We start from the raw sequence: 13236 nt of genomic DNA, 5'->3' as shown, positions 1-13236 counted from the left end.
TTGATTTATCACGTTTGTGATGCATAATTCGCCGCCTATGCAAAAAGTTATCCACAGCGAAAACATCAAGCAATCACTGCAAGCGCGTGGGTGGAAGCAAAAGGACCTGGCCGAAGCGCTGGGGGTCACGGCGCAGTCTGTGACCAATTGGCTCAAGGGCTCAGACTTTCCCCGCCCCGACAAATTGCTCAAGCTGGCCACCACCTTGCAGCTGGGTTTTGACAAGCTGGTCAAAACCGACACGGACGGCCAGCCTGTGGTCGCGTTCCGCAAAAAGGCGGGGGCCAAAACCACCGACGCCCACATTGACAAAGCCATGGTGATGGGGGCCTTGCTCAAGGCGCTGGTGCCTTTCTTGCCGCCCATGCCTGCTTTGCGGCTGCAATTGTCTGCACCGAGTACCGACTACGATCCATTGCAGGCGGTGGTCAGCCAAGTCCGTGCGCGTTTGGGTCTGGGTGAAGAGGCCACTGTGGCGTATCACGACCTGATTGGTGAATTTGCGGCCAATGGCGCAGTGGTCGCCCCCGTGCTGTGGGGCCAAAAACAGAACCACAAAAACGCATTGCATATCTTGTTGCCACAAGAGAATGTCACGTTCATCTTTTTGAACCTCGACACCCATCAGGAAGACTTCAAGTTCTGGATGGCGCACGAGCTGGCGCATGTGTACACGCCAGATTTGGCAGGCAAAGAGGCTGGCGAAGACTTCGCCGATGCCTTTGCCGGTGCTTTGCTGTTCCCTCGGGCGGTGGCAAGCAAGACTTATGGACACGCCAGGACTGGCAACAAGACGACCGAGGCCAAGGTGTTGACGGAGCAAGCCAAGGCATACGGGATTTCAGTTTTTAGTGTGTTTTCTGAAGTGAACCGCTATGCCCATTCCCAGGATTTGCCGCCACTGCGCCACACGGCTGAGCAAATCCACCAGATGCGCCAGATTCAGCGTGGCAAAACCATGAGCGAAGAGTTGTTTGCACCCGTGCCAGCAGAGCCCGGGGCATACATCGCTGCAACGAAGAACACCTTCAAGAGTGCGTTTTTCGAGTCGTTGCAACGGATGATCAAAAACAAAGAAACAGGGACGGGCTATATCCAACAGGTGATGGACATACCCATGCAAGACGCGATAGCACTGCATGGGGAGTTGATCGATTGACGACGCTTGTCCTGCTCGACACCAATACTTACCTTCGGCTGGCCAAGCGAGTAAGGCCTTTTGTTGGGCTGGAGTTCGGGCAGGTGCCGTATGTACTGACCATCCTCAAAGTCACCGAAGACGAGGTGCACCGCAACCCGCATCTGCAGTTTCGCAATCCCTGGTTTGACCAGACCGAGCATGCGCAGGAGCGGATAGCCAAACAGGTCAGACTGACCGCTTCTGAAAAGGCGCAAGTTGAAGCCGCGCAAAGCGTCTTGTTGGGCTGGGCTCGGATGGATTTGGACAGATTTACTTCTTATGGGCGGTCACCACCAGGGGAAGCTGATTGCTGGTTGCTGGCGTTTGGTCAAGTCAGGCCAGCTGTTGTTGTGAGCGATGACTTGGGCATGCACGAGTTGGTCAAGGATTTTCCAGACATCAAGGTCTGGCATGGCTACGAATTACTGGCCAAGCTTCGGACGGCCAAGGTGGTGGATGATGCATTGATTCATGCCATTTATGAGGCGCTGGAGGCGAATGGCGATATGACCCGAACTTGGCGGGATGCCAAGCACACGACATTCAAGAGAATCTTTGGTTCAGGTCAGAGGGCCTGAACGGTTAAAAACCTCACCTTCCCAAGGAGCGTTGCAGCCCACCGCCGTCAAGGCGCAGCAGGTCAGGCTTGGGGCCGTTCAATGTCTGAATGATTTTGCACAACAACGCTCAACTGAATGCCTAAGGTGAGCCTGTGATGATCAATGAGTGGATCAAAGCTGAGTTTCTTGTCGTGGGCTGGCGATGTGGACATGCCCATGTGGTGCAGGAAGATGGTGAAACCGTTAGGTGCGACGCGTGCCACCAGCGCCAGTGACGTTTTCAACGACGACCGATTGGCCCAGTGACTTGCACATGGGGATGGCCATCATGCTGGCCACGACATCGGTCGGGCCGCAAGCTGCAAAGGGCACGACCAGCGTGATTGGTTTGTTGGGGTAAGGCTGTGCTTGAACAGAGCTGCAGGCCAGAGCCAGAGGGGTCAATCAATGGCCGCACCCGATGACTTGACAATTTGTGCCCAGCGAACGATGTCTTCGTTGAGCAAAGCGGCAAACTGTTCTGGTGAAGTGGGGGCCGCCAACTCGACGCCTTGCTGTTCGAGTTTGTCACGCAGGTCCTTGGCTGCGAGCGTTTTGCCCATGGCGTCGTTCAGTTTGGCAAAGACTTCTGCTGGCACGCCTGCCGGGCTGAACAGACCGATCCACAAGGTGCCGGCATAACCGGGCACCGACTCGGCCAGAGCGGGCACATCGGGCAGGGCGGGAGAGCGGCGCGGGCTGCTCACCGCCAAGGCTTTGAGCTTGCCGGCCTTGATGTGGCTCAGCGATGCGGGCAGGCTGGCAAACACGAAAGGCAATTGACCGCCCAGCACATCGTTCATGGCGGGGGCAACACCCTTGTAGGGCACATGCTGCAACTGAATACCCGCCATGCTGTTGAGCATTTCGCCCAGCAGGTGGTTCAGCGTGCCGTTGCCCGCCGAGGCGTATTGCAGCTGACCGGGTTTGGTTTTGGCGGTAGCGATCAGGTCCTGCACCGTTTTGCCGCTGAAGCTTGGATGGGCCAGCAGCACATTGGGCACGGCACCGATCAAGGCCACAGGTTTGAAATCCTTCACAGGATCAAAGCCTGGATTCTTGTAAAGGGCCGGGTTGATGGCCTGGCTGCTGCTGATGGTCATGAGTAGGGTGTAACCGTCCTTGGGGGCCTTGGCGGCAAACTGGGTGCCAATGTTGCCACCCGCGCCAGGCCGGTTTTCTACTGCCACAGGGGAGCCGAGCACTTCGGAAAGCTTTTGGCTGACCAGGCGACCGACAATGTCGTTGGTGCCACCAGCCGCTTGTGGTACCACCATCAGGATAGGCTTTTGAGGATAGGTGGCCTGGGCTTGTGCGCTACCAAGACCGGTCAACAAGCACGCGCCCAACAGGGCTTGGCCCAGCAAAAGGCGGCGTGTCCGAGGGGCGTTTGAAGTACGCATGGCGTGGGGCAACATGGCAATGTCCTTTCACTAAATGCGCCATCCTGATACATCAACCCGTCTGTGACTGCCATTCAGGTGACAACCCCCAGGGTATGCGGGGTCTTTGAGCCAGTCACCCACGTGCCTCTGTGCTGGACTTTGTGCTGTGAAAATCTAAGGCTGCAAACTGTGCTTTGCGATTCAATCTGGTGCACTTCAAACATGATCAACAAGTTTGTTTCTTCCATCGCCGAAGCGCTGGCGGGCACCGCCGATGGGGCCACCGTCATGATTGGCGGTTTTGGCACGGCAGGCATTCCCGATGAACTGATCGAGGGCCTGTTGGCACAAGGTGCACGCGACCTGACCCTGGTCAACAACAACGCCGGCAATGCCGATCAGGGCTTGGCTGCTTTGCTCAAGGCGGGCCGGGTGCGCAAGATCATTTGCAGTTTTCCCCGGCAAACCGACTCGTATGTGTTCGATGGTTTGTACCGCTCTGGCCAGGTCGAACTGGAGCTGGTGCCGCAAGGCAATCTGGCCGAGCGCATCCGGGCTGCGGGCGCGGGCATTGGTGGCTTTTTCACGCCCACAGGCTTCGGCACCGAGTTGGCCAAACACGCCGATGGCTCGCCCAAGGAAACCCGCGAAATCGATGGCCGCATGTACGTCTACGAAACACCCATCCACGCTGACTTGGCCCTCATCAAAGCCGAGCGGGGTGACCGCTGGGGCAACCTGACTTACCGCAAGGCGGCGCGCAACTTCGGCCCCATCATGGCCATGGCGGCGCGCAAAACCGTGGCCACGGTGCACGAGCAAGTCGCGCTGGGCGAGCTGGACCCCGAGACGGTGGTGACCCCTGGCATTTTTGTGCAGGCGGTGGTCCAGATCGACCGCGTGGCCACACAAGCCGGAGGCATCAAGGCATGAGCTACACCCGACGCAGCAAAGACGAATTGGCCGCCCGCGTGGCGCAAGACATTCCCGAAGGGGCGACCGTCAACCTGGGCATTGGCCAACCGACTTTGGTGGCCAACCACATCCCTGCCAGCCGCGAAGTGCTGTTGCACAGCGAAAACGGCATTCTGGGCATGGGCCCGGCACCGGCCAAGGGGCTGGAAGACTACGACCTGATCAATGCGGGCAAACAGCCCGTGACCTTGCTGCCAGGCGGCGCATTTTTTCACCACGCCGACAGCTTCGCCATGATGCGCGGCGGGCACCTGGATATTTGTGTGCTGGGCGCGTTTCAGGTCAGCGCCACGGGGGATCTGGCCAACTGGCACACGGGTGAGCCCGGGGCCATTCCCGCTGTGGGTGGGGCCATGGACTTGGCCGTCGGTGCCAAACAAACCTGGGTGATGATGGACCTGCTGACCAAGCAAGGCCAAAGCAAACTGGTGCAGACCTGCAGCTATCCGCTGACCGGCATTGGCTGTGTCAAACGCGTCTACACCGACTTGGCCACGCTGGCCTGCACGCCGCATGGCCTGGTGGTGATGGATATGGTCGATGGCCTCGGGCTTGAAGAATTGTCGGCGCTGATCGGTTTGCCGCTCAAGGCGGCTTGATCAACAGGCTTATTGGGGAAACGGCGCAATGCCCGGCGCGGCGTTGTCCGGCAAGCTGCGGCGCGTGGTGTTCATGACCATGGCCAGCAAGCTGTAGTAGCCGCAGTGCGCCGTCATGTCGATGACGCCTTGGTCGCCAAACATCTGTTGTGCAGCTGCCCAGGTCACATCGCTCACCGACTGGTTGTGCAGCAGCTCCTGCAAAAAGTCGTACACCACGGTTTCCTCGGCCGTCATGTTCGGCGGGCGGCGGCCTTCGGCAATCGCGTTACAGGTCTCTTCGCTCACACCGGCTTTCATGGCAATCGGCTTGTGGATGTGCCACTCCACCGGCTGTGACCAGTGGCGCGCCACCACCAGCACGGCAAATTCCGAATGGTGCAAACCCACGGTGTTGTCGTAGCGCAGGTATTCGCCCACTTTTTGCAGGCGGCGCATCAGCTCGGGGCTGCGCATCAAGGGCACAAACGGACCCGTCAGTTTGCCTCGGGGTCCGCTGACCAGTTCGTCCACCGCCGCACGTTGTGCGTCGGTCATTTGTTCACGCGGGATTTCGGGCAGGCGGTCGGTTTTGGGGGTGGTCATGGTGTGTCTCTGTTCAAGAGGGTGAAGATTGAGCACCCAATTTAGCACCGCACCCCAGCAGCATCAGTCGTCTGCGGGATAGCCCGGTGGGGCCACGGCCGCACCTTGAATGGCATGCCGCACAAAGGCCTCGGCCACCCAGCCTGAGCGCTTGGCGTCTTCCACAAAGGCATTCAGGTGCTCGCGCGCCTGGGTGCAACGCTGGGCGGGCATGCCCATGGCCTGGTGGATGACCATGAAGCGGCCGGGCAGCAGGCGCACGCCGGGCAGGCGTTGGGCATCGGCTTGAAGTTGCTGCTTCACGCCTGCGGCCACTTCGAGTTGCTGGGCCATGAACATGTCGACCACGGCGGGCGAGCTGGGGGCGCGCACGATGGTGGCGTGTTTCAGGTGGCGCGTGAGAAACAAATCGTAGGCGCTGCCCGCGCCCACCGTCACGCGGTGACTGGCCTGGTCCACCTCGTCGTTGCTTTGCAGTGGCGAGTCGCTGCGCACCATGTAGGCCCCTTCAATTTGCACATAGGGCGGTGAAAAATGCAGGCCTTCACCGCGCACCGGGTCGATGGCAAAAAAGCCGATGTCCGCTTCGTCGGCGCGCACGCACTGCACCGATTCGTCGGCCTTTTTGAACATGCGCCATTCAATGCCGACCCCCAACTGCGCGGCCAACAGGCGTGACAAATCGGCAGAGATGCCCGAGGGCTCACCCGCCGCATCGAGCCCGGCGAGCACCGGGTTGCCCAGGTTGATGGCCACGCGCAAAACGCCGTGGGGTGCGACAAGGGAGGCCAAAGGCGAGGCAGATGGAGTGCTCATAGGGGCTTAAAAAATGGACAGTTCAACCAAGCGGCATTCTAAAAAACCAAGCCGTGTAAACGGCTTACAAGCAGCGGTCCGATCGGCGCTTCAACCCAGGACCTTCAGCACTTCGCTCAAGTCGCGGCCCGTGTGCTGCGGTGCCGGGCCAATGGCCTCGGGTGGCAGGCCTTGGCGGTTGATCCACAGGGTGGTGAAGCCAAACCAGGTGGCGCCCAACGCGTCCCAGGCGTTGCTCGACACAAACAACACATCAGCGGGTGCAAAGCCAAAGTGGTCCTGCACCAGTTGGTAACTGGTGGGCGTGGTCTTGAACTGGCGCACGCTGTCCACCGACAGGACCGCATCAAGCAAATCGCTCATGCCTGCGCTGTGCACGGCAGACTGCAGCATCTCGGGGCTGCCGTTGGACAAAATCGCCGTGGCCACGCCGCGCTGGCGCAAGGCTTGCAGCACGCCCAGGTTTTCCGGGAAGGCCGTGAGCTGGGCGTATTGCGCCATCAGCGCGTCCTCATGAGCCTGGGTGTGCACCAAGCCCAAACGCGCCAGCGCATAGCGCAGCGACGCGCGCGTGATGTCCCAAAACGATTGGTAGTGCTTGCTGCCCTTTGGATCGGGGTCGCTCAGCGAGATCAGGCGCGTGTATTCGATTTGCTTGTCGCGCCACAGCACCGACAGGGCCGCGCCTTGGCCGGGGTAGAGTTTTTCGGCCAAAGCGCCGATCGAATACACATCGAACAGCGTGCCGTAGGCATCGAAAACAACCAGTTGAATGGCCATGGCTTAACCGCCTCCTCGGTGGGTGTGCAGATCAAAGAATTTTTGCCGTGCGTAACGCGCCGCAGCGCGGTGCAGCGCGGTGCAGCGATCGGGCAAGGGTGACCCCTGCAAACGCAGCGAGCCCTCGGGCCAGCTGGCCACACGGCGCCCGAGCGTGGCGTCCACCGCCAACTGGGCATCCGGCAAAGCGCGCGGCAACCAGCGGATCAGCTCGGCCGCGGGGCAACCCATGGTGCGGTCAAATTGTTCGGGAACGTGTGTGGGTGTCATGCGGCAAAAATCCGATGAAGGAAGCACATTGTCGAGGACGTCCGGGCCAAGGGCTGCGCCTAAAGTGACGGGTGATTTGACGGTTGATTTGACGGGTGATGTGAAGGGTCTTGACCCCATCTCGGCGCAAAGGCATGGCGGATGGTGCACCCTGTCAGAATCAAGCCAACTTTGGGATGGAAGCGCAACATGCAGCAACACGACTTTGACTTTTTTGTGATCGGTGGCGGCTCGGGTGGCGTGCGTGCCTCGCGCGTGGCGGCCAGCCTGGGGGCCAAGGTGGGCATTGCCGAGGGCTTTCGCTACGGCGGCACTTGCGTGATCCGGGGCTGCGTTCCCAAGAAGCTGTTGGTGCAGGCTTCGCATTACGCCGAAGACCTGGAAGACGCGGCCGGTTTTGGCTGGACCGTGCCCCCGGCCTCCTTCGATTGGCCCCGCCTGGTGGCGGCCAAGGAGCAAGAAATCACGCGCTTGAGTGGCATCTACGAAAACCTGTTGAAGAACTCGGGCGTGCAGATTTTTCAGGGCCATGCCCGTTTTGAAGACCCGCACACCCTCAGCGTGAACGGCCAGCGCATCACGGCGCGCCACATCTTGATCGCCACGGGCGGCACACCCGCCTTGCCCGACATCCCCGGCATCGAACACGCCATCACCTCCAACGAGGCCTTTGATTTGCCCACCTTGCCACGGCGTGTGCTGGTGGTGGGGGGCGGATACATCGCGATGGAGTTTGCGGGCATCTTCAACGGCCTGGGCGCTGATGTGACGCTGATTCACCGGGGCGCGCAGTTGCTGCGCGGCTTCGATGGCGCGGTGGCGCAGCACCTGCACGAAGAGATCGCGCGCAAGGGCATCCGCGTCCTGACCGAAACCCAGGCTGCTTCATTGGCGCGCCTGGCCGACGGCCAGATCGCGGTGCAGCTGCATGGCGCTGTGACGGGCGCAGAGCACTTCGATGCCGTGATGTACGCGACCGGCCGCACACCGCAAACCGAAGGCTTGAACCAGGCGGCAGCGGGCTTGAGCGCAGCCCCGGGCCGGGGTGTGAAGGTGGACGCTTTTGGCCAAACCGCGGTGCCCCACATCTACGCCGTGGGCGATGTGACCGAGGGCATCGCCTTGACTCCGGTGGCGCTGGCGCAAGGCGGGGCGGTGGCCCGCAGCTTGTTTGGGCCCAAGCGCCAAGCGGCGCAGCTGGGCCATGTGGCGTCGGCGGTGTTCAGCCAGCCACCGATTGGCACGGTGGGTTTGGGCGAAGAGGCGGCGCTGGCCCAGTACGGCGAGATCGACGTGTACGAATCGCGCTTCAAGCCCATGCGCCACACGCTCTCGGGCCGCCCCGAAAAAACCTTGATGAAACTGGTGGTCGACACCGCCAGCCAGCGCGTGCTGGGTGCGCACATGGTGGGGCCGGACGCGCCCGAGATCGTTCAGGGCCTGGCGCTGGCCCTGAACCTGGGGGCGACCAAGGCCGACTTTGACGCCACCATCGGCATCCACCCGACATCGGCCGAAGAGTTCATGACGATGCGCGACAAGCGCACAGTGCGCCGGAGCGACTGAAGACCCGTCAGACCGCTGTGCGGGTGCTCAGACCAGGTGCCCGGTTTTCACCAGAATCAAACAGCCTTCGCGGCTGAAGGGTTGGTGCTGGCTCATGTGGGGGCTGCGCAGCCAGCTGCCAGCGGGGTAGTCGCCGTGCTCGTCCGAGAACACGCCTTCGACCACCAGGATCTCTTCGCCGCCCCAATGCCGGTGCGGGTTGAAAAACGTTTGCGGTGCCCAGCGCACCAAGGCGGTGTTTTGGGTCTCGAAGGTGTTCAGGGGCAAGACCTTCAAGCCGTCCACCATGCCCTGACGCCATTCGCTGCGCCGCGTGTCGATGACCACGCGCTCGTCGTCGCGCGCGTCCAGGTGGCGCAGTTTCACAAACAGCGTGCAGCCCTCGGGGGAGGACGGCGCGTGCGCGCTGCCCACCGGGTTTTTGATGTAAGTGCCTGGGCCGTAGATCCCGTGCTCGTCGTGCAGTGTGCCCTCGAGCACCAAAATTTCTTCGCCCCCGCCGTGGGTGTGGCTGGCAAAGGCCGAGCCCGGCGCATACCGCACGATGGACGTGGCGCGCGCCACTTCACCACCGTCGCGCTCGAGCATGCGGCGTGACACGCCCGAGGCGGGTGAGTCCACCCAGTCGAGCGAGGGGCTGTGCACGATGCAACGCTGGGTCAGGTCGGCGTTCAGTGTGATGGGGTGGGTGATGTGTTCGGTGGTCATGTCGATGAAGCAGATCAGGTTTTCAGCAGCACCGGCTCGATGGCCTCGCCTTGCGCGGTGATGCGGCCGATGATGGCGGTGTGCACGTAGCCTGCGGCCTTGAGCGCTTGCACACAAGCGGCCGCTTGGGCGGCGGGCACGCTGGCCAGCAGGCCGCCTGCGGTTTGTGGGTCGAACAACAGGGGGTAGCGTGGGTCGTTGATGAATTCGTCGGCATTGCGCAGGGCGCGGCGCAGGCGCACATTGGCCGGTTGCAAGGAGCTGACAATGCCCGCTTGCACGCAGTCCACCGCGCCGTCGAGCAGGGGCAGGGTGCTCAGCTGCAGCTCGGCGTCCACGCCGGACGGCCGCGTCATCTCCACCAGGTGGCCCAGCAGGCCAAAGCCGGTCAAGTCGGTGCAGGCGGTGGCACCGTGGGTGCGCAAAACGTCAGCACCCGTTTGGTTGGACAGCACCATCGACTGCAGCGCCGCATCGATCCAGCGGCCTTTGGCGGCGTAGCGTGCGTGCGCGGCAAACAAGGTGCCGGTGCCAATCGGCTTGGTCAGCAGCAGCACATCACCCGGCTGCATGCCGCCCTTGCGCATCACGCTGTTCATTTTTTCGTCGATGAGGCCGTTGATGGCAAAGCCCAGGGCCAGCTCGGCGCCTTCGCCCGTGTGCCCGCCCACCAGGGCGCAGCCTGCGGCGTTCAGCACCTCGATCGCGCCGCCCATCATTTGGGTCAGCAGGTCTTCCACCTTGCTCTCCAGGCCCGGCGGTACGGTGACCACGGCGGTGGCGGTTTGGGGCTCGCCGCCCATGGCAAAAATATCGCCCAGCGCGTGGTTGGCCGCGACTTTGCCAAACACATAGGGGTCGTCGATGAAGGCCCGGAAAAAGTCCACCGTCTGCACCACGGCCATGCCGGGCGGCACGCGAACCACGGCCGCGTCGTCTGGCGAGTGCAGGCCGATCAGCACATCCGGCCGCTCAACCGGCTGCAAGCTGCCTAAAGCGCGAGACAAAATGTTAGCGCCCACTTTGGCGCCGCAGCCCCCACAGCGCATGGCGATGGCCGAAATCGCTTGCAGCGACTCTTCCGACGTCAGCGTCAGCCGCGTGGTTTGGCCCTTGCCTTGTGCCTGAATGTCCTTGAGCAGTTGGCCCATGGCCCGCAGGGCCTCGCGCACTTGCGACTCGCCTTGGGCGGGGTCACCGGCTGCGGGCATGGCCGGGAACTCGGTGAAGCGGCGCATGAATTCCCGGTCGATGCGGTCCTTCCAGCGCCAGACCCAAGCCCCGGCAAAGCCCAGTGAACCGCGTGAGGCCACGGCAAAGCGGTTGCCGGTGGAAATGAGGGCCAGCCAGTGGCGTTGCGGGTCGTAGGCCAGCAGCTTTTGGCCGCGCAAGCTGCGGCGCAAATTCTCGGCCAGGGGCTTGGCCATGCGCACGGCAAACACACCGGCTTTTTCCAGGGGGCGTTCCACAAACGAGGCGATGTCACCGGCCGCGAACACCAGCGGGTCGTTCAGGGTTTGCAGCTGGGGGTGCACCAGGATGAAGCCTTGCTTGTCGAGCGCCAGGCCCGTGCTTTGCAGCCACGCGGGGCCACCGGCCTGGGTGACCCACATGGTTTCGTCGGCATCGAAGGTGCGGCCGTCTCGCGTGTGCAGGCAGCCGGGCGAGACCTGCACCACCTCGGCCTGGGTGTGCACATCGACGTTGCGCTCTTGCAGCACCTGGGCAAAGCGCTGGCGCACGCCCGGGTTGTGCGTGGGCAAGATGGTGTCGCCCGAGGTCAGCAGCACGAATTTCAGGTCTTCCGGGTTGCGGCCCAGCGCCTTGAGTTCGTTGCGCAAGCGGTATTGCATGGACAGCACCAGCTCCACACCGCCGGCGCCCGCGCCCACCACCGCAATCGTCATGCGGCCCCGGTGGACGGGCCACTGGCGGGCTTTGTCCAGCAGAGCCATCCAGCGCTGGTTGAACTGCGCAATGGGCTTGACCGGCACGGCCAGCGATTGAGCGCCTTCCACATGGCGCACCTGCGGTGTCGAGCCGATGTTGATGGACAGCAGGTCGTAGGCCACAGGCGGCCGGTTCTGGCAAATGACTTTCTGGTTTTGGCGGTCGATGCTGACCACCGCATCGTGGTACAGCCGCGCTCCGGCAAAGGCGCACAGCCGGCCCAAGTCGATGTGCACTTCGTCAAAGCTGTAATGGCCCGAGATGTAGCCCGGCAGCATGCCCGAGTAAGGTGTGTCGATGTCGGTGCAGATCACCGTGATGCGCACACCCGGCTCGGGCTTCATGGCGAACATGCGCAGCACGCCCACATGGCTGTGGCCGCCGCCGACCAGCACCAGGTCGCGCAGCACGGGTTGAGGGGATGAATGCATTCTCAAAGAGGTCCGGAGGTTGTGCACCCAACGGTGCAAACTGGCCTGTGGGGCCAAGGGTTCATACAGGGTCAGCGCACAGCGCGGACATGCCTTGAGTGTGCCACCAGTTCAGGGGGGCTTGCTGGGGGCGGTTTTGCGTGCATTGGCAGCGCAGGCACGGGGGCGTGCAAGTCGCAGGCGGCGGCTATCGCCTGCCCCGTGCAAGGAGCGAAGCGGCTGCGGGGCAGGGCGGTGGCAAGAGAATCTGAAGAGATGGAAGTCATTGATATAAAAATAACCACAGATGCCCCTTGTTATATGACCGATACGCCCTGCACGCGTGGAAAAATTCTGGGTACCATCCACACTCACCCCACCCTGGCCGAAGCCAACAAATCCGCCGCTGGCGAATAAAAGCGTGCCCACGCACCGCAAAAGTGTTGGCATGCTTGGGCCGTTTTCACGCTGGGCGGCGTGGCTGGAAGCCAGGTCACGCACGGGCTGTAACTTTTTTTGCAGTCCGAGCGAATTGACTGATCAAGCCCCCATCAGACCCCAGAAAGATTGACCCATGCACCCGACCCTGCCGCTGCTCTTGCCCACGGACTTCCCGGCCATCCGCCGCAAACCCCTGGACACCTTGCAAGTCAACCTCGGCTACAAATGCAACCAAAGCTGCCTGCATTGCCATGTGGGTGCAGGGCCTAACCGCACCGAGATGATGGACGCGGCCACGGTCGACCTGGTGCTGCAAGTGCTGGCGCAACGCGGCATCCAGACCCTGGACATGACCGGTGGCGCGCCTGAGCTCAACGAAGAGTTCCGCCGCCTGGTGGTGCAAGCGCGCGCCATGGGTGTGCGCGTCATTGACCGCTGCAACCTGACCATCCTGAGCGAGCCGGGCTTTGAAGACCTGGCCCAATTCCTGGCCAGCCAGCAGGTGGAGATCACCGCCTCCTTGCCCTGCTACTCCCCTGCCAACGTCGACCGCCAGCGCGGTGATGGTGTGTTCGACCGCAGCATCGCCGGTTTGCAACAGCTCAACGCCTTGGGTTACGGCCAGGACGCGCACCCCGAGCTGGTGCTCAACCTGGTCTACAACCCGCAAGGCGCTTCGCTGCCGCCTTCACAGGTCGAGTTGCAAGCCGACTACAAGCGCGAGTTGCTCAAGCACTTTGGCATCCGCTTCAACCACCTGTTTGCCCTGACCAACATGCCGGTGCAGCGCTTTGGCAGCACCTTGGTGAGCAAGGGCACGTTTGCCGATTACATGCAACTGCTGCGCGGCGCGTACCGGGCCGACAACCTAGGCACTGTGATGTGCCGCAGCATGATCAGCGTGGACTGGCAAGGCCATTTGTACGACTGCGACTTCAACCAGATGCTGGGGCTGCCCGCCCCCATGGGCAC

At 62.1% G+C, this 13236-nt stretch carries 13 protein-coding genes, 1 pseudogene and 1 riboswitch; of the genes and pseudogenes, 6 read left to right on the top strand and 8 right to left on the bottom strand.

From position 1 onward, the window contains the following. Positions 1–37 precede the first annotated feature (37 nt). Together QZ190_RS05400 and QZ190_RS05395 are read left to right on the top strand one after the other, a co-directional pair. Positions 38–1159 carry an XRE family transcriptional regulator gene (locus QZ190_RS05400; protein WP_291914434.1) on the top strand — a complete coding sequence of 374 codons (1122 nt, stop codon included), beginning with the start codon at positions 38–40 and terminating at the stop codon, positions 1157–1159. Continuing rightward, complete coding sequence (locus tag QZ190_RS05395) at positions 1156–1758, top strand: hypothetical protein (protein WP_291914432.1); 603 nt, start codon at positions 1156–1158, stop codon at positions 1756–1758. The genes QZ190_RS05400 and QZ190_RS05395 overlap by 4 nt, the downstream gene beginning before the upstream one ends. A gap of 17 nt (positions 1759–1775) precedes the next feature. After that, positions 1776–1876, top strand: a riboswitch (S-adenosyl-L-homocysteine riboswitch). Positions 1877–1898: 22 nt separating this feature from the next. Here QZ190_RS05395 and QZ190_RS05390 read toward each other — a convergent pair. Continuing rightward, positions 1899–2184, bottom strand: a pseudogene (locus QZ190_RS05390) (tripartite tricarboxylate transporter substrate-binding protein); the annotation flags it as partial. Beyond that, complete coding sequence (locus QZ190_RS05385; RefSeq protein WP_291914430.1) at positions 2181–3197, bottom strand: tripartite tricarboxylate transporter substrate binding protein; 1017 nt, start codon at positions 3195–3197, stop codon at positions 2181–2183. The gene QZ190_RS05385 and the pseudogene QZ190_RS05390, both read right to left, overlap by 4 nt. A gap of 189 nt (positions 3198–3386) precedes the next feature. Between QZ190_RS05385 and QZ190_RS05380 the strand changes: the two genes are divergently transcribed. Both QZ190_RS05380 and QZ190_RS05375 read left to right on the top strand, forming a co-directional pair. Then, positions 3387–4097: a 3-oxoacid CoA-transferase subunit A gene (locus tag QZ190_RS05380; RefSeq protein ID WP_291914428.1), complete on the top strand. Its 711-nt coding sequence runs from the start codon at positions 3387–3389 to the stop codon at positions 4095–4097. Then, positions 4094–4738 carry a 3-oxoacid CoA-transferase subunit B gene (locus tag QZ190_RS05375; protein ID WP_291914425.1) on the top strand — a complete coding sequence of 215 codons (645 nt, stop codon included), beginning with the start codon at positions 4094–4096 and terminating at the stop codon, positions 4736–4738. The genes QZ190_RS05380 and QZ190_RS05375 overlap by 4 nt, the downstream gene beginning before the upstream one ends. Positions 4739–4747: 9 nt before the next feature. On the opposite strand, the gene QZ190_RS05370 is transcribed toward QZ190_RS05375, so the two are convergent. The 4 genes from QZ190_RS05370 to QZ190_RS05355 all read right to left on the bottom strand — a co-directional run bounded on the left by QZ190_RS05370 (position 4748) and on the right by QZ190_RS05355 (position 7189). Further along, positions 4748–5323 (bottom strand): carboxymuconolactone decarboxylase family protein, encoded by a 576-nt coding sequence (locus tag QZ190_RS05370; RefSeq protein WP_291914421.1) that lies wholly within the window; start codon positions 5321–5323, stop codon positions 4748–4750. Between the two features lie 63 nt (positions 5324–5386). Next, a complete protein-coding gene (locus QZ190_RS05365) occupies positions 5387–6139 on the bottom strand; it encodes an ABC transporter substrate-binding protein (protein WP_291914418.1) in 753 nt (250 codons plus the stop codon). 90 nt (positions 6140–6229) lie between these two features. Continuing rightward, on the bottom strand, positions 6230–6919 hold the full coding sequence (locus tag QZ190_RS05360; RefSeq protein ID WP_291914415.1) for a haloacid dehalogenase type II: 690 nt from the start codon (positions 6917–6919) through the stop codon (positions 6230–6232). A gap of 3 nt (positions 6920–6922) precedes the next feature. Next, positions 6923–7189, bottom strand: a complete 267-nt coding sequence (locus QZ190_RS05355; protein WP_291914413.1) for a hypothetical protein — start codon at positions 7187–7189, stop codon at positions 6923–6925. A 189-nt stretch (positions 7190–7378) separates the two neighbouring features. Between QZ190_RS05355 and gorA the strand changes: the two genes are divergently transcribed. After that, a complete protein-coding gene (gene gorA / locus QZ190_RS05350; RefSeq protein ID WP_291914411.1) occupies positions 7379–8755 on the top strand; it encodes a glutathione-disulfide reductase in 1377 nt (458 codons plus the stop codon). A 27-nt stretch (positions 8756–8782) separates the two neighbouring features. Here the strand turns inward: gorA and QZ190_RS05345 are convergent, their stop codons facing one another. Together QZ190_RS05345 and selD are read right to left on the bottom strand one after the other, a co-directional pair. After that, positions 8783–9463 carry a cupin domain-containing protein gene (locus QZ190_RS05345; protein ID WP_291914408.1) on the bottom strand — a complete coding sequence of 227 codons (681 nt, stop codon included), beginning with the start codon at positions 9461–9463 and terminating at the stop codon, positions 8783–8785. Between the two features lie 14 nt (positions 9464–9477). Continuing rightward, complete coding sequence (gene selD / locus QZ190_RS05340) at positions 9478–11844, bottom strand: selenide, water dikinase SelD (RefSeq protein WP_291914406.1); 2367 nt, start codon at positions 11842–11844, stop codon at positions 9478–9480. A gap of 553 nt (positions 11845–12397) precedes the next feature. Here selD and arsS point away from each other — a divergent pair. Continuing rightward, the coding region (arsS, locus tag QZ190_RS05335) for an arsenosugar biosynthesis radical SAM (seleno)protein ArsS (RefSeq protein WP_291914404.1) at positions 12398–13236 on the top strand (839 nt) is incomplete at its 3' end.

It is taken from the genome of Limnohabitans sp., from assembly GCF_017848645.1.
Lineage (GTDB): Bacteria > Pseudomonadota > Gammaproteobacteria > Burkholderiales > Burkholderiaceae_C > Limnohabitans_A.
This window is presented reverse-complemented; position numbering and strand designations above follow the sequence as displayed.

Coding starts and splice junctions, on each gene's coding strand:
- QZ190_RS05400 (WP_291914434.1), top strand. CDS start 38: ATGCAAAAAGTTATCCACAGCGAAAACATCAAGCAATCACTGCAAGCG.
- QZ190_RS05385 (WP_291914430.1), bottom strand. CDS start 3,197: ATGTTGCCCCACGCCATGCGTACTTCAAACGCCCCTCGGACACGCCGC.
- QZ190_RS05380 (WP_291914428.1), top strand. CDS start 3,387: ATGATCAACAAGTTTGTTTCTTCCATCGCCGAAGCGCTGGCGGGCACC.
- QZ190_RS05375 (WP_291914425.1), top strand. CDS start 4,094: ATGAGCTACACCCGACGCAGCAAAGACGAATTGGCCGCCCGCGTGGCG.
- QZ190_RS05370 (WP_291914421.1), bottom strand. CDS start 5,323: ATGACCACCCCCAAAACCGACCGCCTGCCCGAAATCCCGCGTGAACAA.
- QZ190_RS05365 (WP_291914418.1), bottom strand. CDS start 6,139: ATGAGCACTCCATCTGCCTCGCCTTTGGCCTCCCTTGTCGCACCCCAC.
- QZ190_RS05360 (WP_291914415.1), bottom strand. CDS start 6,919: ATGGCCATTCAACTGGTTGTTTTCGATGCCTACGGCACGCTGTTCGAT.
- QZ190_RS05355 (WP_291914413.1), bottom strand. CDS start 7,189: ATGACACCCACACACGTTCCCGAACAATTTGACCGCACCATGGGTTGC.
- gorA (WP_291914411.1), top strand. CDS start 7,379: ATGCAGCAACACGACTTTGACTTTTTTGTGATCGGTGGCGGCTCGGGT.
- QZ190_RS05345 (WP_291914408.1), bottom strand. CDS start 9,463: ATGACCACCGAACACATCACCCACCCCATCACACTGAACGCCGACCTG.
- selD (WP_291914406.1), bottom strand. CDS start 11,844: ATGCATTCATCCCCTCAACCCGTGCTGCGCGACCTGGTGCTGGTCGGC.